The following is a 16,488-nucleotide window of genomic DNA, read 5'->3' as shown; positions in this document are numbered from 1 at the left end:
CTCCGCGCGCCCCCGGGCGGGGGGTGGCCGGGGCGCGCGGAACGGGGCGGACGCGCCTAGGGTTGAAACGTCAAGAAAGACCGCGACACACGCGCCACAAAAGACCCCGCCACAAAAGACCCCGACACACACGAGGATCCCCTGTGAGCAATGTCCCCGCCAGCACGCTCAACAACGGCCGGACGATGCCCCAGCTCGGCTTCGGCGTCTTCCAGGTGCCGGACGACGAGGCGGCGACCGCCGTCACCGCGGCCCTGGAGGCCGGATACCGCAGCATCGACACCGCGGCCCTCTACGCGAACGAGAAGGGCACCGGCGCGGCCATCGCCGGGTCCGGCATCCCGCGCGACGAGGTCTTCGTGACCACCAAGCTCTGGAACACCGAGCAGGGGTACGACTCCACCCTGCGCGCCTTCGACGAGTCCCTGGCCAAGCTGGGCATGGACTATGTGGACCTCTACCTCATCCACTGGCCCCTCCCGGCGCGCGATCTGTACGTCGAGACCTGGCGTGCCTTCGAGAAGATCTACGAGGAGGGGCGCGCCAAGTCCATCGGTGTGTCCAACTTCCAGCCCGCGCACCTCCAGCGGCTCTTCGACGAGAGCGGCATCGTCCCCGCCGTCAACCAGATCGAGCTGCACCCGCGGCTCCAGCAGGACGCGCTGCGGGCCTTCGACGCCGAGCACGGCATCGCCACCGAGGCATGGTCCCCGCTCGGCCGCGGCAACGGCGTGCTGGACACGGCCGCCGTGACCCAGGCCGCCGAGAAGCACGGCAAGTCGCCCGCGCAGATCGTGCTGCGCTGGCACATCCAGTTGGGCAACGTCGTCATCCCGAAGTCGGTGACGCCCTCCCGCATCAAGGAGAACATCGACGTCTTCGACTTCGAGCTGGACGGCGACGACCTGATCGAGATCGGCACCCTGGAGACCGGCGAGCGCGTCGGCCCGGACCCCGACACCCTCGACTGATCCGGCCGCGCGGGGCGGGGCACGGCGCGCGGGGCGGGGCGCGGGGCGGCGAAGGGGAATCCCCTTCGCCGCCCCGCTCCGTCCCGTCCCGCCGTGGTCGTCGGCGTCAAGCCGGTGAGCGTGTTCACCGGTTCGGTCGACGCGGGGCCACAAGAAGGGAATTCCGGGCGTACCGGGGCAGACCTCTACGCGTCATGAGGTCTCGCAACGAGGAGCGCACATGGAAGACGCCCGGACGGTCAACGCATTCTTCAGTCTTCAGATCCCGACCCGGCTGGTGGAGGGCGTGGTCGCGCTCCAGGAGCAGCGCGAGACGGTCCGACCGCAGCGGCGGGACGAGATCCACATCACGCTGACCTTCCTCCACGAGGCCGACGCGGTGAAACTGGCCGACGCGGCGGCGCTGGCCAGCGGGAAGACATGGCCGGTACCCAGCATCCGCTTCACGGGCGAGGTGCGGCACGGCAGCTGGGACCTCCAGCGGAACCCCGACTACCGCTACGACGAGGCCACTGCCCAGAAGGGGGAGCAGATCCGCTTGGGCGTCGAGCCCGTGCCGGAACTCCTCGGTATCCACGCCGACCTGACGCGGAATCTGGGTGGTGCGGAGGAGGACTACTGGCCCCATGTCACGCTCGGCCTGGCCCGCGAGGACATCCCCGCGTCCTCGATGGAGGACCTGGACATCCCGTCGGAGAGCGGCCCCGCCCGGAGTCTGGATCTGCGGCAGGCGGGCGGCGAATCGGGCTTCAGGATCCTGGTGCGCAGGCCCCTCGCGGGTGACGAGTCCTGAACCGTTCCGCGTGGTCCGCCTCGTAGCCCTCCGGTTTCTCCGGGGTCTCCCGGTTCTCGGGTTCAGGCGTTCCCGGCGAGCCTGCGCAGCAGCGGCGCGGGGCGCAGGCCGCGCTCCAGGGCCAGCAGATAGGCCACGGGCGATCCCCTCAGCAGCTCCTGCCGCTGCCGGGACGCGGCACGGCGCACCCCCGCGAGGGCGATGGCGCCGCCCACGATGCCGCCCACGACGGGCTCTCCCACCAGTGCGGACCCGGCGACGGCGGTGACCGCGCTCGGCAGCTCGACCTTCATCGTGAGCGTGTCCACCGCGGTGGAGAAGCGCAGCCCCCTCATCGCCTTGCGGAGTTCGTCGAGCGGGGTCGTGAGCCGGTTCCGTATCGCGAGCCGCAGACGCAGTTCACGGCTCTCGGGGTCGACGACGGTGGCCAGATCCTCGTGCAGCTCCGCCGCGAGCCCGCTCACCGCTGCGGTGAACGCGTCGAACTCGGCGCGGTGGTCGGTCCGCAGCTTGACGATCTTCTCGACGGGGACGCGTGCGATGTCGGCCGGTACGACGATCTCGACGGCCAGCATGGCCATGGCGGTGGCCCGGCCCGGTCCTTTGCCGCCCTCCGGGCCCTCCGGTTCGGAGGGCGGGGGACCGGGCTGTCCGCCGACGAGCACGCGGGCGATGCGCTCGGCCGTCCAGTCGTCGGACGTCATGTGTGCGAACTCCTGGTCGGTGGTGGGCGCGTAGCCGCCCGCCCTGGCCAGGTGCTCGGTGAACACGCACTTGTAGACCCAGACCAGCGGCGCCGCCATGGCGACCCAGGGCAGTGCGTCCCCGCGCCCGAACCGCGAGCGCTGAGCCTCCACGGCGAGTCCCGACTCGTAGAGAGCCGTCCGCAGAGCCGGGGCGACCTCCTGGTAGGACAGACCGGCCAGCGCCGGGGTGCCTCGTCCGTCCCCCTCGCGGTACGCGGGGGCCGGGACCTCCCATGTCTGCCCCGGCTCCGGTGACCAGGCGAACGGGGCCCGGGGCTCGGAGTCCACGTTCGGTGCGGGCAATTCGGGCCACGCGTGCGGTTGCGGCTCCGACTGCCAGAGGGCCAGCCCCCGTCCGGGGCGCCCGTAGAGGCGGGAGAGTCCCTCCCCGTACCGCTCGATGACCTCCAGGAAGACCGGGGCGACGGCCTCGGCCGTGCGCGCCGGGCCGACGGCCGTGATGAAGCCGAGGTCGTCGGCGAGGGCGCGTACCGTGCGCGAGTCGCGCAGTGCGTAGTCGCCCGGCACCACGCGTGCCATGTGCGGCCAGTAGAGGGCCGCGGTCTTGAGCCACGCGTCGCTGCGGAAGTGGATGTACGGGTAGTAGAGCCCGATGTCCGGGAGCATGGGAGCACGGTAGACCCGGCGTCCGCGTGCCGTACCCCCCGCGGCGTGCTCCTCGGAGATCGGGCCCGGGGTCAGGACTCGCGGCCGAGTACCGCGTCGATACGGGCGAGTTCCGCTTCCGAGAAGTCGAGGTTCCGCACGGCGGCCACGTTGTCCTCCAGTTGCTCCGGGCTGCTGGCGCCGACCAGCGCCGACGTCACCCGGCCGCCCCGCAGCACCCACGCCAGGGCCATCCGCGCCAGCGACTGCCCCCGCTCGCGGGCGAGTTCGTTCAGCGCGCGCAGCACGGCGAGCCGTTCCTCCGTGATCCCGTCGGCTTGCAGGAACGGGCTGGCGCTCGCAGCGCGCGACCCCTCGGGCACCCCCTCCAGATAGCGGTCCGAGAGCAGTCCCTGCGCCAGTGGCGAGAAGACGATGGAGCCGGTGCCCAGCGCCTCCAGTTCGTCCAGGAGGCCCGAGTCCTCGGGTGTGCGGTCGAGCAGGGAGTAGCGCGGCTGGTGGATCAGCAGCGGAGTGCCCAGCTCACCGAGGATGCGCGCGGCCTCCCGCGTCTGCTGGGGCGAGTAGTTGGAGACTCCCGCGTAGAGCGCCTTGCCCTGCCGCACCGCCGTGTCCAGCGCGCCCATCGTCTCCTCCAGGGGAGTGTCGGGGTCGGGGCGGTGCGAGTAGAAGATGTCGACGTGGTCGAGCCCCATGCGCCCCAGGCTCTGGTCCAGGGACGCGAGCAGGCTCTTGCGCGAGCCCCATTCGCCGTACGGGCCGGGCCACATGAGGTGGCCCGCCTTCGTCGAGACGACGATCTCGTCCCGGTAGGGCCGCAGGTCCTCGCGGAAGATCCGGCCGAAGGCGGTCTCCGCCGAGCCGGGCGGCGGGCCGTAGTTGTTGGCCAGGTCGAAGTGCGTCACGCCCAGGTCGAACGCGCGGCGCAGGATGGCGCGCTGGCCGTCCAGCGGGCGGTCGGTGCCGAAGTTGTGCCACAGGCCCAGCGATACCGCGGGCAGCCGGAGGCCGCTGCGGCCCGTGCGGCGGTAGGGCATCGCGTCGTAGCGGCGTGCGTCGGCTTCGTACACGGCGGAGGTCTCCAGCGTCGTCGAGGGGAGGTGAAGGAAGGGGCCCGTGGGCCGCTTCAGCCTCTCTCGGGGCCGGCGAGCCGTCCAATAGAAGAAAACGAACGGATTCAGTGGCTACGCTGCTGAATCGTGGAACTCCGTCATCTCGAATACTTCGTCGCGGTCGCCGAGGAACGGCACTTCACGCGCGCCGCGCAGCGCCTCATGGTCTCCCAGTCGGGCCTGTCCGCCTCGGTGCGCGCGCTGGAGCGGGAGCTGGACGCGCGGCTGTTCGTCCGCACCACGCGCAGCGTCGAGCTGACGGGCCCGGGCCGCGCCCTGCTGACCGAGGCCACGCGGGCGCTCGCCAGCGTCCGGGCGGCCAAGGACGCGGTGGCCGCCGTGCAGGGCCTGCTGCGCGGCACCCTCTCGGTCGGGACGGAGCAGTGCATCGCGGGCGTCCATGTGCCCAGCCTGCTGGCCAGGTTCCGCGCCGATCACCCCCGTGTGGAGATACGGCTGCGGCAGGCGGGCTCGGCCGCGCTGGTCGAGGCCGTCGCCGCCGGACACCTCGACCTCGCCTTCGTCGCGCTCTGCGAACAGCCGCCGCAGGGCGTGTGCCTGCTGCCCCTGACCAGCGAGCCCATGGTGCTGCTCTGCCATCCGCTGCACCCCCTCGCGGGCAGCGACGAGGTGCGCTGGACGGAGCTGAACGGCGAGGCACTGGTGGACTTCCAGCCCGACTGGGGCGTACGGCGGCTGACGGACCTCTCCTTCGCGGCTGCCGGGGTCGCGCGGCAGGTCGAGCTGGAGGTCAACGACGTGCACAGCCTCATCGAACTCGTCGCCGAGGGCCTGGGCACGGCGGTGGTCCCCGGCCACTTCGCGAGGAAGCCGGAGGCGTCCGGGCTGCGTGCCGTCCCCCTCGCGGGTGACCCCGGGCCGGTGTGGGAGGTCTCCGTCGCCGTCCCGGCCGCCGACGCGCTCACCCCGGCGGCGCGTCGGCTCCGCGCCTACCTGGACCTCCCGGCCGCCGCGCCGACAGCCTGACGGGGCGACTGACGGGGCAACGGTCTGACGGGGCGGCAGGGGCCCCGCCACCCAGGGGGAGCGCGAGGATCCGCTTCCGCCACACCGGCCGATACGCACTGTTGACGGCCCCGCCACGCGTTGCGACGATCGTGCGGCTCGTACGTCGCGTCACTCCTGTCCTGCGCCACTCACGTGCCCTGGGAGAACCGTTGGCCCCCTTGGACGCTTCCGGCCCGGAAAGACCGCTCACCCGGCGGCGCTTCCTCCAGACGACGACCGCGGCCACCGCCGCCACGGCGATCACCGCTGGCACCGGCACGGCCGCTGCCGCCGCCACCGCGGCGCCGTCCGCCACCCCGTTCGCGCCGTCCACCGTCGCCGCCGCGACCGCCCGTACCCCCTCGCTCACCCTCACCGCCGCCACGAACGGCGCGGCCACACTCTCGCCCACGGGCGACCGGCTGGTCGCCGAGGTGCAGAACGTGCTGTGGTCCGTTCCCCGCGACGGCGGCGAGGCGAAGGCGCTGACGACGCCCGATCTCGAACCCACCCGGCCCCATTTTTCGCCCGACGGACGGCAGCTCGCCGTCTGCGCGTACAAGGGCGGCGGGTTCCACATCTGGACGCTGCGCCCCGACGGCACCGGGCTCCGCCAGCGCACCGACGGGCCCTGGGACGACAGGGGCCCCGCGTGGTCGCCCGACGGGCGGCGGATCGCGTTCGCCTCCGAGCGGGGCGGCGAGACGGTCAAGGGCAGCCCCTATCGGATCTGGATCCTCGACGTCGCGTCCGGCGGCCTCACCCGCCTCACGGGCCTGCCGGGTCAGGACGGGCCCCTCCAGGGCGGGGCATGGGAGGACTTCGACCCCACCTGGTCCCCGGACGGCGAACGCGTCCTGTTCGTCCGGGCCGAGGCCGCCACGGGGCCGACGGGCCCTGTGCTGCGGGCCCGTACCGTCGCGTCCGTCGCGGCGGACGGCGAGGGCGCCGTGCGCACCGAGCACCAGGACACGTCGGGCGCGCAGGTGATGACGCCCGCCGTCTCCGCTTCGGGGCGGCTGGCCTATCTGCGCACCACCCCGGCGCCCGCCGCCTCCTGCACGCTCGTCGTGGACGGCGAGGCCGTCGGCGTGGAGGGCGACGTCCAGCCCGTGCCGCCGCGCTGGATCTCCCCCGAGGAGCTGCTGCTCACCGTGGGCGGCCGGTTCACGGTCGTGCGGGCCAAGGACCCGGGCGAGACGGAGGAGATCCCCTTCACGGCGGCGCTGCCCGTCGAACGCCCCCGCTACCGCGTCAAGGACTACGGCTTCGAGGCGGGCGGCGGGCGCCCCGTGCGCGGCGTGCACCTGCCCGCGCTCTCGCCCGACGGGCGCACCGTCGCCTTCGCCGCGCTCAACGCGCTGTGGACCGTCGAGGTCTCGGGCGGGCGCAGACCGCGCAAGATCGTCCAGTCGGCGCCCACCCGCTACGTTCTCGCCCCGACCTGGACCCCGGACGGGCGTGGACTGCTCTACGCCGACGACAGGGACGGCCTCCTCGCCGTGCGCCGCCGCGACCTCGCCTCGGGCGAGGAGACGGTACTCGCCTCCGGCGGTCGGGTCTTCCCCGCGCTCTCGCCCGACGGGAAGCGGCTGGCCTGCCTGGACATGACGGGTGCCCTCGTCGTGCGGGACCTGGACGACGGCGGTGGTGGCGGTGGCGGTGGCGAGGAGCGCGTACTCGCGCAGCCGCTCGGCTCGGGCGGCCTGCCCGGCAGACCCACCTGGTCGGCCGACGGACGCCGCATCGCCCTGTGCGACCGCAACCGCCTCAACCAGCGCTTCCGCGAGGGCTACAACCTCGTGCGGGTCGTGGACGCGACGAGCGGCGAGGCCGTCCTGCACGCCCCCGCGCCGCACACCTCGCTTTCCGACCGCTACGACTCGGGCCCCGTCTGGTCGCCTGACGGCCGCTGGATGGCGCTGGTCGCGGAGTCGGCGCTGTGGCTGCTGCCCGTACGGCCCGACGGCACGCCCGACGGCGAACCGCGCCGCGTCACCGAAGAGGCCGCCGACCACCCCTCCTGGTCGGGGGACTCGCGCACCCTGCTCTACCTCTCCTCGGGGAAGCTCCGGCTCCTTCCCGTGCACGACGGCAAACCCGGCAAGGCCCGCACCGTCAGGGTGCCGCTGGAGACCCGCCGGCACCGGTCGCGGGACACTGTCGTGCACGCGGGGCGGCTGTGGGACGGCACAGGGGACACGGTGCGCGAGGACGTGGACGTGACGGTGCGCGGCGGACGGATCACCTCCGTCGCGCCCCACCGCGCCGGACGCCACGGAGCGCGGCACATCGACGCCTCGGAGCTCACCGTGATCCCCGGGCTCTGGGACTGCCACACGCACCCCTGGCAGTCGACGTACGGGGGCAGGCTGACGACGGCGCAGCTCGCGTACGGCATCACCACCGCCGTCTCCCTCGGAGGCTTCGCCTACGAACAAACCAGACTCCGCGAGGCCCTCGCCGACGGCAGCCTCACCGGACCCCGGCTGCTGGCCACCGGCGAACTCCTCGACGGGGCGCGCGTCGCCTACAGCATGGGACGGGCACACCGCACCAGGGAGGGGCTGCGCCGCTCACTGGACCGCGCCTCGGGCCTCGACTGGGACTTCGTCAAGACGTACGTGCGGGCGCCCGGCTGGATCATGGAGGAGGCGGCGACCTTCGCGCACGAGCGGCTCGGCGTGCGCTCCGGCAGCCATCTGTGCACCCCGGGCATCCAGCTCGGGCAGGACCTGACGACCCATCTCCAGGCCACGCAGCGCCTGGAGTTCGGGCACGCGACGACGGCGACGGGCCGCGCGCAGCAGGACGTCGAGGAGATCTACACGCACACGGGCGACTTCCACCTCGTCGCCACCCCGTTCACGGCCTCGCCCCTCGTCGGCGCCGATCCGGCGCTCGCGGACGATCCGCGCGTCACCCGGCTGATGCCGCCCTGGGACGTGCAGGCCGTCGAGGCGCTGGCGGCCAAGCCGCCGACGGCGGACGAACTGGCCACCCTGGACCGGGAGACCGGCTTCTACCGCCGGGTGCTCGCGGGCGGCGGGCTCGTCGCGCTCGGCACCGACACCCCGCTCGTGCCGGTGGGCCTGCACCTCCACATGGCGCTGCGCGCGCTGCACCGCTCAGGGCTCTCCCCGGCGGAGACCCTGCGTACCGCGACGGTGCTGGCCGCGCGCGTCTTCGGCGCCGAACGCGATCTGGGCACCGTGGAACGCGGCAAGCTGGCCGACCTCACGCTGATCGACGGCGACCCCTTCACGGACTTCGACACGCTCGTGCGGACGGTCTCGGTGCTGCGCGGGGGAGTGCCCCTCGCGCAGAAGGAGCTGGTGGAGTCCTTCCCCGCGCCCGCGCGCGTGGAGAAGCGGGCCGGTGGCGGCGAGGGCGATGGCGGCGACGGGGAGAGCGCGGCCGAGCACTGGCGGCGCGCCGGGCATCTGATGCGGCGCGACGGCTGCTGCGACACGGGGATGTGAGAGGCGCGTACGACCGGCCGGGACGGTTCCGCCGCCCCGGCCGGTCGCCCCACCCCGCGCCCTGTCGTCAGTCCTTGTAGTCGGGGGCCGTACGCTCCAGGAGGCGCAGCATCGCGTCCCAGGCCAGGCCGTAGGCGACGGTGTCCTGGAGGTCGCCGCCGACCTCGTTGTTGAGCTGCCGTGCCGCGTACGCGCAGACCTCGGGCGGGGGCGTCGTCAGCTCGGCCCCGCCCGCCTGGGCCGTCACCTGGATCTCGCACGCCTTCTCCAGGTAGTACATCCGCAGGAACGCCTGCGCCGCCGTCTCACCCACCGTGAGCAGCCCGTGGTTGCGCAGGATGAGCGCCGGGTGCTCGCCGATGTCGTCGATGAGGCGGCGCTGCTCGTCGAGGTTGAGGGCCACACCCTCGTAGTCGTGGTAGCCGACGCGCCCGTAGAACTCCATCGACATCTGGCTGAGCGGCAGCAGCCCCTCGCGCTGCGCCGCCACCGCGCACCCCGCCTTGGTGTGCGTGTGCAGCACGCAGCGCGCGTCCGTCCGCGCGGAGTGGATCGCGCTGTGGATCACGAACCCGGCCGGATTCACGGTGTAAGGGGTGGGCTCCACCGGTTCGCCGGTCATATCGATCTTGATCAGGTTGGAGGCGGTGATCTCGTCGAAGAGCAGCCCGTAGGGGTTGATCAGGAAGTGGTGATCGGGGCCGGGGAGCCGCAGCGAGATATGGGTGAAGATCAGGTCCGTCATCCGGAAGTGCGCCACCAGCCGGTACACGGCGGCGAGTTCGCGGCGCAGCTGCAACTCCTCGGCAGCCGCGTCGGCGATCGGATCGGGCTCCAGGGCGGCCGGAGCGGGGGCGGATACCGGCTCGGTCACGGTGCTCTCCTTCTGGGGTACGGGCGTGGTCGGGGACAGGGGCGGCCCGTACGGGTGTCGCGCACGGGCATTCTCATCGGGTACCCGCACAGGAGCGCGATGCGACGCGTCGGACGGAGATGCGCTGCGGAGATGTGCGCGGTGCGGTGTCGCTGGGCGTCGCGTGGCGGGACGGGAGGGTTCACTGGGACCGTGAGCGACAAGAGCTGCCTCTTCTGCGGGATCGTCGCCGGGCGCACCCCCGCGCACCGGGTCTTCGAGGACGACGTGGTCGTGGCCTTCCTCGACACCCGGCCCCTCTTCCACGGGCATGTGCTGGCCGTGCCCCGGGAGCACGTCGGGACGCTGACGGATCTGCCGCCGGACGCCGTGGGCCCCTTCTTCACCCGCGTACAGATCCTCGCGGGCGCCGTCGAGCGGGGGATGGGCGCCGCCGGGTCCTTCGTCGCCGCGAACAACAAGGTGAGCCAGTCCGTGCCCCACTTCCACGTCCACGTGGTGCCCCGCAACCGCAAGGACGGGCTGCGGGGCTTCTTCTGGCCGCGCACGCGCTACGCGGACGAGGCCGAGGCGGAGTCCGTCGCGCGGCGGTTGCGGGAGGAGCTGGCCGAGGGCTGAGTCCAAGGGCGCGGTGGGGCGGGGCTTGATGGCGGGCTCAGTGGTGGCGGGCCGCGTGGCGCGCCCCGCCCGTCCGGTCCGCGTCCCGGTGCTCGCCGTCGCGGCCGTCCTTGTCGCCCCTGCCCGTGCCCAGGTGTTTCGTCCTGCCGCGGATCTGAAGGGCCGTGACGATCTCCACGACGCCCAGCACCAGCAGCCAGCACCCCGCGAGCACGGTCAGCACGGCGGCCGTCCTGAACGGCGAGACCAGCAGCACGACGCCCGCCAGCGCGCTGACGACGCCGAGGAAGACCTGCCAGCCGCGCGCGGGCATCGCCTCGTCCGACGCGGCGGCCACCGCCTGGGTGATGCCGCGGAAGAGCCAGCCGATCCCGATCCACAGCGCGAGGAGCAGTACCGACTGCAAGGCGCCCCGGAAGCAGAACAGGCCCAGCAGGATGGACAGCGCGCCGCTGATGAAGGCCATCACGCGCAGCGCCGTGGTCGCGTGCGTGCCGAACGCGGACACCAGTTGGAAGACGCCGCTCACCAGCAGATAGACGCCGAACAGCACGCCTGCGGCGAGGAGCGTGGCTCCGGGCCAGAGCAGGGTGAGGACGCCGAGGACCAGCGAGAGGAGGCCCAGTACGAGTACGTACTGCCAGGCCGCGCGCGACAGCTTGCCCAGTACCCCAGTGGGCAGCGGGGCCCCGAGCCCGGGACCGGGCCCGCCCTGGTCTGGCCCGCCCCGCTCGGCGCCGCCCGGACCCGGTTCGTACGGGCCGCCCCAGCGCACGCCCTCGCCGGGCCCCGCCGCGCCGGACGTGCCGGGTGCGTCTCCGGGTCCCTGGCCCCGGTGCGGGTCCGGGTCCTGGTCCGCGCCGCGGTTTCCGGTGCCCCGGCTGCTGGGCTCGCCGGGACCTGCGGTGGGCCCGACGCCCGACGAGCCGCCCGTACCGGACGAGCCGGATGCGCCGCCCGTACCGGACGCGCCGCCCCCGCCCTCTGGTTCGTTCGCCGGTGTGCCGGTTGGTGTGCTCATACGGTTCACACTGGGCCGGGCCTCACCCGTCCGCCATCCGGGGCTCGGCCATCCGGGGTACGCGGCCTCACGCGCCCGCCGTGCCCCCAGCGGCTCCGCGAGCGCTCCGCGCTCCGCGCTCCGTGCCCCGCCCCGCGATCATTTCGCATCCGCGTAGCACTCCACGACCGCCGTGGTGAAGGCGAACCTGACCGGGGTCTCGCCGAACGTGACGCGGCCCGCGTGGTCCGCCGCCGCGCGTATCGCCGTGGTGACCCGCTCGGCCTCCTCGGCCGGGCAGTGCACGATGACCTCGTCGTGCTGGAAGAAGACCAGCTCGGCCGCCATGTCCCGCAGCTCCTGGCGCAGCGCGGCCAGCATCAGCACCGCCCAGTCGGCCGCGCTGCCCTGCACCACGTAGTTCCTGGTGAACCGGCCCCGGGCGCGGGCGCTCGCACCGCCGCCCCCGCCCGGGCCGTAAGCGGGCGGGCCGCCCGGCTCCTCGCCCAGGTCCCCCTCGGGACCGCTCCCGCCCTGCTCGCCGTCCTCGCCCCCGCCACCCGCAGGGGGACAGGTGCGGCCCAGATACGTGCGCACCAGCCGACCCTCCTCACCGGCGCGCGCGGCCTCGTCCACATACGCGACCGCGTACGGGAAGCGGCGGCGCAGCGCGGCGAGGTTCTTGAGGCCGTCGCCGCTCGTCTGGCCGTAGACGGCGCCGAGCAGAGCGAGCTTCGCCTCGCCCCTGTCGCCGGAGAAGGCGCGCTCGGAGAGCGCGGTGTAGAGATCGCCGTCGTCCCCGGCGACCGCCATCAGCCCCGGGTCCCGGGAGACGGCCGCCAGCACGCGGGGCTCCATCTGCGCCGCGTCCGCGACGACCAGGCGCCAGCCCGGATCGGCGACGACCGCGCGGCGCACCACCTTCGGGATCTGGAGCGCCCCGCCCCCGTTCGTCGTCCACCGGCCGGAAACCGTCCCGCCCGGCACGTACTCCGCGCGGAACCGCCCCTCGCGCACCCAGGAGCGCAGCCACGACCAGCCGTGCGCCGTATAGAGGCGGTACAGCTTCTTGTACCGCAGCAGGGGCTCCACCGCCGGGTGGTCGATCTCGCGCAGTTCCCACGCGCGCGTGGAGGAAAGCGCGATGCCCGCGCGGGCGAAGGCGCGCAGGATGTCGGCGGGCAGATCGGGCCGCACATGCGCTTCGGGGCCGAAGGCGCGGGAGATCTCCTCCTCCAGCTCCGCGAGGCGACGGGGGAGGCCGCTGCCCCCATAGCGCTCCCCGAGCAGCTCGTCCAGCAGCTCGCGGTGCACGTCCGCGCGCCACGGCACGCCTGCCCGCCCCATCTCCACCGCGACCAGCGTCCCCGCCGACTCGCCCGCCAGCAGGAGCCGCATCCTGTCCGGGTGCTCGGCTGCGGCGGTGCGCTCGCCCTGCGCCGCGTACACCTCCAGCAGCGCCTCCAGCGGGTCCACGCCCTCGGGCAGGGGGACAGGCCCCGCGTCGAAGAGGGAGGGCTCGGGATCGGCCTCGCGGGAGACGAGGGGCGGATCGGGCGGGACAGGAGCGCCGTGCAGCCGTGCCCAGGCGGCGGGGAGGGAACGCGGCGCGCCCGCGCGTCCCTCGTGCCCCAGCAGCAGGGCCTCGGCCGCCTCCACGTCATAGCACCGCTCCACGCGCACCCCTGCGTCCAGCAGCCGGGGATACACGGAGGCCGTGGACCGCCACACCCAGCGGACGACGTCCGGGCGGTCCCGCACGGCGGCCGCCGGTGACCTCTCCACGCGGACCGGGCCCGCCGCGCGGCCGTGCGCGTCCAGGGGGCAGACCAGCGCGCGCCCGTCCTCCGTCTCGGCGAGCGCCCACCGCTGGGCGACGGGCGGCCCGGCATCGGACGCCCCACCGCCCGGCGCCGGTCCCCTCTCCGGCACCGGAACCGCCTCGCGCACCTCTCCCACCTGCTCGGACCTCATGCCACGGAGTCTCGCACCCGCCTCTGACAATCGGCCGCGCCGGCGGATGTCGGTGCGTGTCAGCGCGGTGGCCCGGCGCGCGAAAGCCCGTCGGCCGGTGAAGGCTCCGAGCAGCGCTTCACCGGCCGACGGTGTGCGGGAAGCCGTCCCCCGGCGTTCCCCGTCCGGCTGTCGTGCGGTTGTCGTGCGGCGGTTGCCGTCAGTTCCGGCAGGTCGGTGGTCCCGGCAGGCCGGTGACCGCCGTCGGCGGCCTCCCCCATGGGCTGCCGCCGACGGCCGACGTCAGCGGATGGCCTTGATCAGCTCTCCGTTGGCGGTGTCACCGCTCAGCTCCCAGAAGAAGGACCCGCCCATGCCCTGTTGGGTGGCCCAGTCGCTCTTGGTGCCGATCGTCTCCGGGGTGTCGTAGCTCCACCACTGGTTGCCGCAGTGCGCGTACGCGGTGCCGCCGACCTTGCCCGTGGTGGGGCACTTGGTCTTGAGGACCTTGTAGTCCTCGATGCCCGCCTCGTACGTGCCGGGCGCCGCGCCCGTCGCGGTGCCGCCCGGTGCCGACTGGGTGACGCCGGTCCAGCCGCGCCCGTAGAAGCCGAGCCCGAGCAGCAGCTTGCTCGCCGGCACGCCCTTGGCCTTCAGCTTCGCTGTGGTGTCGGCGGTGTTGAAGCCCGCCTTCGGGATGCCGCTGTAGCTGGTCAGCGGGGAGTGGGGAGCCGTGGGGCCCTTCGCGTCCCAGGCGCCGAAGTAGTCGTACGTCATCGGCAGGTACCAGTCGACGTACTGCGACGCGGTCTTGTAGTCCGTCGCGTCGAGCTTGCCGCCGCTTGAGGCGTCGGCGGTGATGGCGGCGGTGACCAGCTTGTTCGTGCCGAACTTGGCGCGCAGCGCCTTCATGACGTTCCCGAACGCGGCGGCGCCGCTCGTGTCGCAGGTGAGGCCGCAGGCGTTGGGGTACTCCCAGTCGATGTCGATGCCGTCGAAGAGACCGGCCCAGCGGGAGTCGTTGAGGAGGCTGTGGCAGGAGTCGGCGAAGGCGGCCGGGTTCTTGGCGGCCTCGGCGAAGCCGCCGGACCAGGTCCAGCCGCCGAAGGACCACAGCACCTTGAGGTTCGGGTGCTTCTGCTTGAGCTTGCGGAGCTGGTTGAAGTTGCCGCGCAGCGGCTGGTCCCAGGTGTCGGCCTTGCCGTCGACGCTCTGGTCGGCGGTGTACGCCTTCTCGTAGTCGGCGTAGGAGTCGCCCACGGTGCACTTGCCGCCCTGGACGTTGCCGAAGGCGTAGTTGATGTGGGTGAGCTTGTTCGCGGAGCCCGAGGTCTCGATGTTCTTGACGTGGTAATTGCGCTGGTAGACGCCCCAGTTGGTGAAGTAGCCGACGACCTTGCCCGCCGCCGTGGCCTTCGTGTCCGCCGCCTGGGCGGTCTGGGCCGCGGGCCGCGCGTCCTGGGCCGTGTTCGTGTTCGCGGAGGCGGTGGCCGACAGCAGGGTCGCCGCCAGCACCGCCGTACACGCGGTGGCCACGAGGCCCTGGAAGCCGCGCCGGCGCCGGGCCGCGCCGCCGGGTCTGTGGGGGTGGACGGGTAGCTCGGGCATGGTTCTCCTCGCGGTGTGGGGTGCGGGGGGTGCGATGAGGTGGCGCACGGTCCGTCCGTGGCTGTTGTGGGTGACATGCGCATGAACGGTCCGTACGTTGCGCTGGAATCTAGAAGGACTAGACCAATACGTCAATGGTCCCTACCAATTCCGTTTCGTCTTCGACCACTTCACGACCACTTCGCGACCACTCCGCATCCCCGGGCGTCCCCTCCCGCCCCACTCGGCGCGCCCCGCCCCTCCCCGACCGCTCACTCAGTGACGGCACGCCTCCGATCGGGCATACTCCAGTTCGCCACAGCCGCAGGTCAGCCGCCGTCGCAACCCGGCGCGGCACCATCGCGGCAGGGGCAGTGCCACCCCCGGCCCGGTCCGCAGGGCCGGGGACACAACGGCGCCGTCGCCACACCCCGGCGCACGCCGCCGCAGCGCCCGACAGGAGGAGAGCGCCGCCATGACCCAGTACGGCCCGCACCCGGTGGAACGCCAACTGCCCACCGAAGAAGCCCGGGACCTGATGGCTCTCGTACGCGAGCTGGTCCAGCGGGAGATCAAACCCGCCGCGAGCGAAGAGGAGTTCGCGGGCCGCTTCCCGCGCGAGACCTTCCGCCTGCTCTCCGCCTCCGGACTGCTCGGCCTCCCGTACGCCGAGGAACACGGCGGGGGAGGCCAGCCCTACGAGGTCTATCTCCAGGTGCTCGAAGAACTCGCCGCAGCGCGGCTCACCGTCGGCCTCGGGGTCAGCGTCCACTCCCTCGCCTGTCACGCGCTCGCCACCTTCGGTACCAAGGAGCAGCGCGCCGAACATCTTCCTGGCATGCTCGGCGGCGGACTCCTGGGCGCCTACTGCCTCTCCGAACCCTCCTCCGGCTCCGACGCCGCCTCCCTCCGTACGCGCGCCGTGCGCGACGGCGACGACTGGGTCATCGACGGGACGAAGGCGTGGATCACGCACGGCGGCGTCGCCGACTTCTACACCCTCCTGGCCCGCACGGGCGGCGAAGGACCCAGAGGCATCACCGCGTTCCTCGTACCGGCCGACGCCGAGGGCGTGTCGGCAGCGCCGCCCGAGCACAAGATGGGCCTCAAGGGATCGCCCACGGCACAGGTGCACTTCGACGGCGTCCGCGTGTCCGACACGCACCGCCTCGGTGAGGAGGGGCAGGGCTTCGCCGTCGCGCTGTCCGCGCTCGACTCGGGCCGACTGGGCATCGCCGCGTGCGCCATCGGCGTCGCGCAGGCGGCGCTGAACGAGGCGCTGGCCTACACGCACGGGCGCGAGCAGTTCGGCCGTCCCCTCGCCGACTTCCAGGGGCTGCGCTTCATGCTCGCCGACGCCGCCACTCAGATCGAGGCGGGGCGCGCCCTCTACCTCTCCGCAGCGCGGCTGCGCGACGCGGGGCGGCCCTTCGCGCAGCAGGCGGCCATGGCCAAGCTCTTCTGCACCGACGCGGCGATGAGCGTGACCACGGACGCCGTCCAACTCCTGGGCGGCTACGGCTATACGACGGACTTCCCCGTGGAGCGGTACATGCGCGAGGCGAAGGTCCTCCAGATCGTCGAGGGCACCAACCAGATCCAGCGCATGGTCATCGCCCGCCATCTCGCGGGTCCGGAGAGCGGCAAGTAGCGGCAAGCGGCGCGAGCAGTGTCAAGTGACGGGCTGACGCCCGGCCGACGGAGGCCCCGCGCCCGC

Annotated in this window: 12 protein-coding genes; 6 read left to right on the top strand and 6 right to left on the bottom strand. The window is 73.2% G+C overall.

Annotated features, from left to right (window positions below):
* Nucleotides 1-143: 143 nt before the first annotated feature.
* Nucleotides 144-971 (top strand): aldo/keto reductase, encoded by an 828-nt coding sequence (locus ACYVOO_RS26720; RefSeq protein WP_461018253.1) that lies wholly within the window; start codon nt 144-146, stop codon nt 969-971.
* Nucleotides 972-1,191: 220 nt separating this feature from the next.
* Nucleotides 1,192-1,764, top strand: a complete 573-nt coding sequence (locus ACYVOO_RS26715; protein WP_461018252.1) for a 2'-5' RNA ligase family protein — start codon at nt 1,192-1,194, stop codon at nt 1,762-1,764.
* 62 nt (nt 1,765-1,826) lie between these two features.
* On the opposite strand, the gene ACYVOO_RS26710 is transcribed toward ACYVOO_RS26715, so the two are convergent.
* Both ACYVOO_RS26710 and mgrA read right to left on the bottom strand, forming a co-directional pair.
* Nucleotides 1,827-3,137, bottom strand: a complete 1,311-nt coding sequence (locus tag ACYVOO_RS26710) for a DUF6236 family protein (protein WP_461018251.1) — start codon at nt 3,135-3,137, stop codon at nt 1,827-1,829.
* 71 nt (nt 3,138-3,208) lie between these two features.
* Complete coding sequence (gene mgrA, locus ACYVOO_RS26705; RefSeq protein WP_461018250.1) at nt 3,209-4,207, bottom strand: L-glyceraldehyde 3-phosphate reductase; 999 nt, start codon at nt 4,205-4,207, stop codon at nt 3,209-3,211.
* 129 nt (nt 4,208-4,336) lie between these two features.
* On the opposite strand from mgrA, the gene ACYVOO_RS26700 reads away from it, so the two are divergent.
* Entirely contained in the window at nt 4,337-5,236 is a 900-nt protein-coding gene (locus ACYVOO_RS26700; RefSeq protein WP_461018249.1) for a LysR family transcriptional regulator, read from the top strand.
* A gap of 200 nt (nt 5,237-5,436) precedes the next feature.
* A complete protein-coding gene (locus ACYVOO_RS26695) occupies nt 5,437-8,739 on the top strand; it encodes an amidohydrolase family protein (protein ID WP_461018248.1) in 3,303 nt (1,100 codons plus the stop codon).
* Nucleotides 8,740-8,806: 67 nt separating this feature from the next.
* Here ACYVOO_RS26695 and ACYVOO_RS26690 read toward each other — a convergent pair whose 3' ends face one another.
* Complete coding sequence (locus tag ACYVOO_RS26690) at nt 8,807-9,577, bottom strand: class II aldolase/adducin family protein (protein ID WP_461018276.1); 771 nt, start codon at nt 9,575-9,577, stop codon at nt 8,807-8,809.
* A gap of 228 nt (nt 9,578-9,805) precedes the next feature.
* On the opposite strand from ACYVOO_RS26690, the gene ACYVOO_RS26685 reads away from it, so the two are divergent.
* A complete protein-coding gene (locus ACYVOO_RS26685; protein WP_461018247.1) occupies nt 9,806-10,231 on the top strand; it encodes an HIT family protein in 426 nt (141 codons plus the stop codon).
* 37 nt (nt 10,232-10,268) lie between these two features.
* On the opposite strand, the gene ACYVOO_RS26680 is transcribed toward ACYVOO_RS26685, so the two are convergent.
* The 3 genes from ACYVOO_RS26680 to ACYVOO_RS26670 form a co-directional block, all read right to left on the bottom strand.
* Nucleotides 10,269-11,006 carry an HdeD family acid-resistance protein gene (locus tag ACYVOO_RS26680; protein WP_461018275.1) on the bottom strand — a complete coding sequence of 246 codons (738 nt, stop codon included), beginning with the start codon at nt 11,004-11,006 and terminating at the stop codon, nt 10,269-10,271.
* A gap of 384 nt (nt 11,007-11,390) precedes the next feature.
* A complete protein-coding gene (locus ACYVOO_RS26675) occupies nt 11,391-13,205 on the bottom strand; it encodes a bifunctional 3'-5' exonuclease/DNA polymerase (protein ID WP_461018246.1) in 1,815 nt (604 codons plus the stop codon).
* Between the two features lie 282 nt (nt 13,206-13,487).
* Nucleotides 13,488-14,792, bottom strand: a complete 1,305-nt coding sequence (locus ACYVOO_RS26670) for a glycoside hydrolase family 18 protein (RefSeq protein WP_461018245.1) — start codon at nt 14,790-14,792, stop codon at nt 13,488-13,490.
* A gap of 454 nt (nt 14,793-15,246) precedes the next feature.
* Between ACYVOO_RS26670 and ACYVOO_RS26665 the strand changes: the two genes are divergently transcribed.
* A complete protein-coding gene (locus tag ACYVOO_RS26665; protein WP_461018244.1) occupies nt 15,247-16,422 on the top strand; it encodes an acyl-CoA dehydrogenase family protein in 1,176 nt (391 codons plus the stop codon).
* Nucleotides 16,423-16,488: the final 66 nt, after the last annotated feature.

This window comes from Streptomyces daliensis, from assembly GCF_054782395.1.
This window is presented reverse-complemented; position numbering and strand designations above follow the sequence as displayed.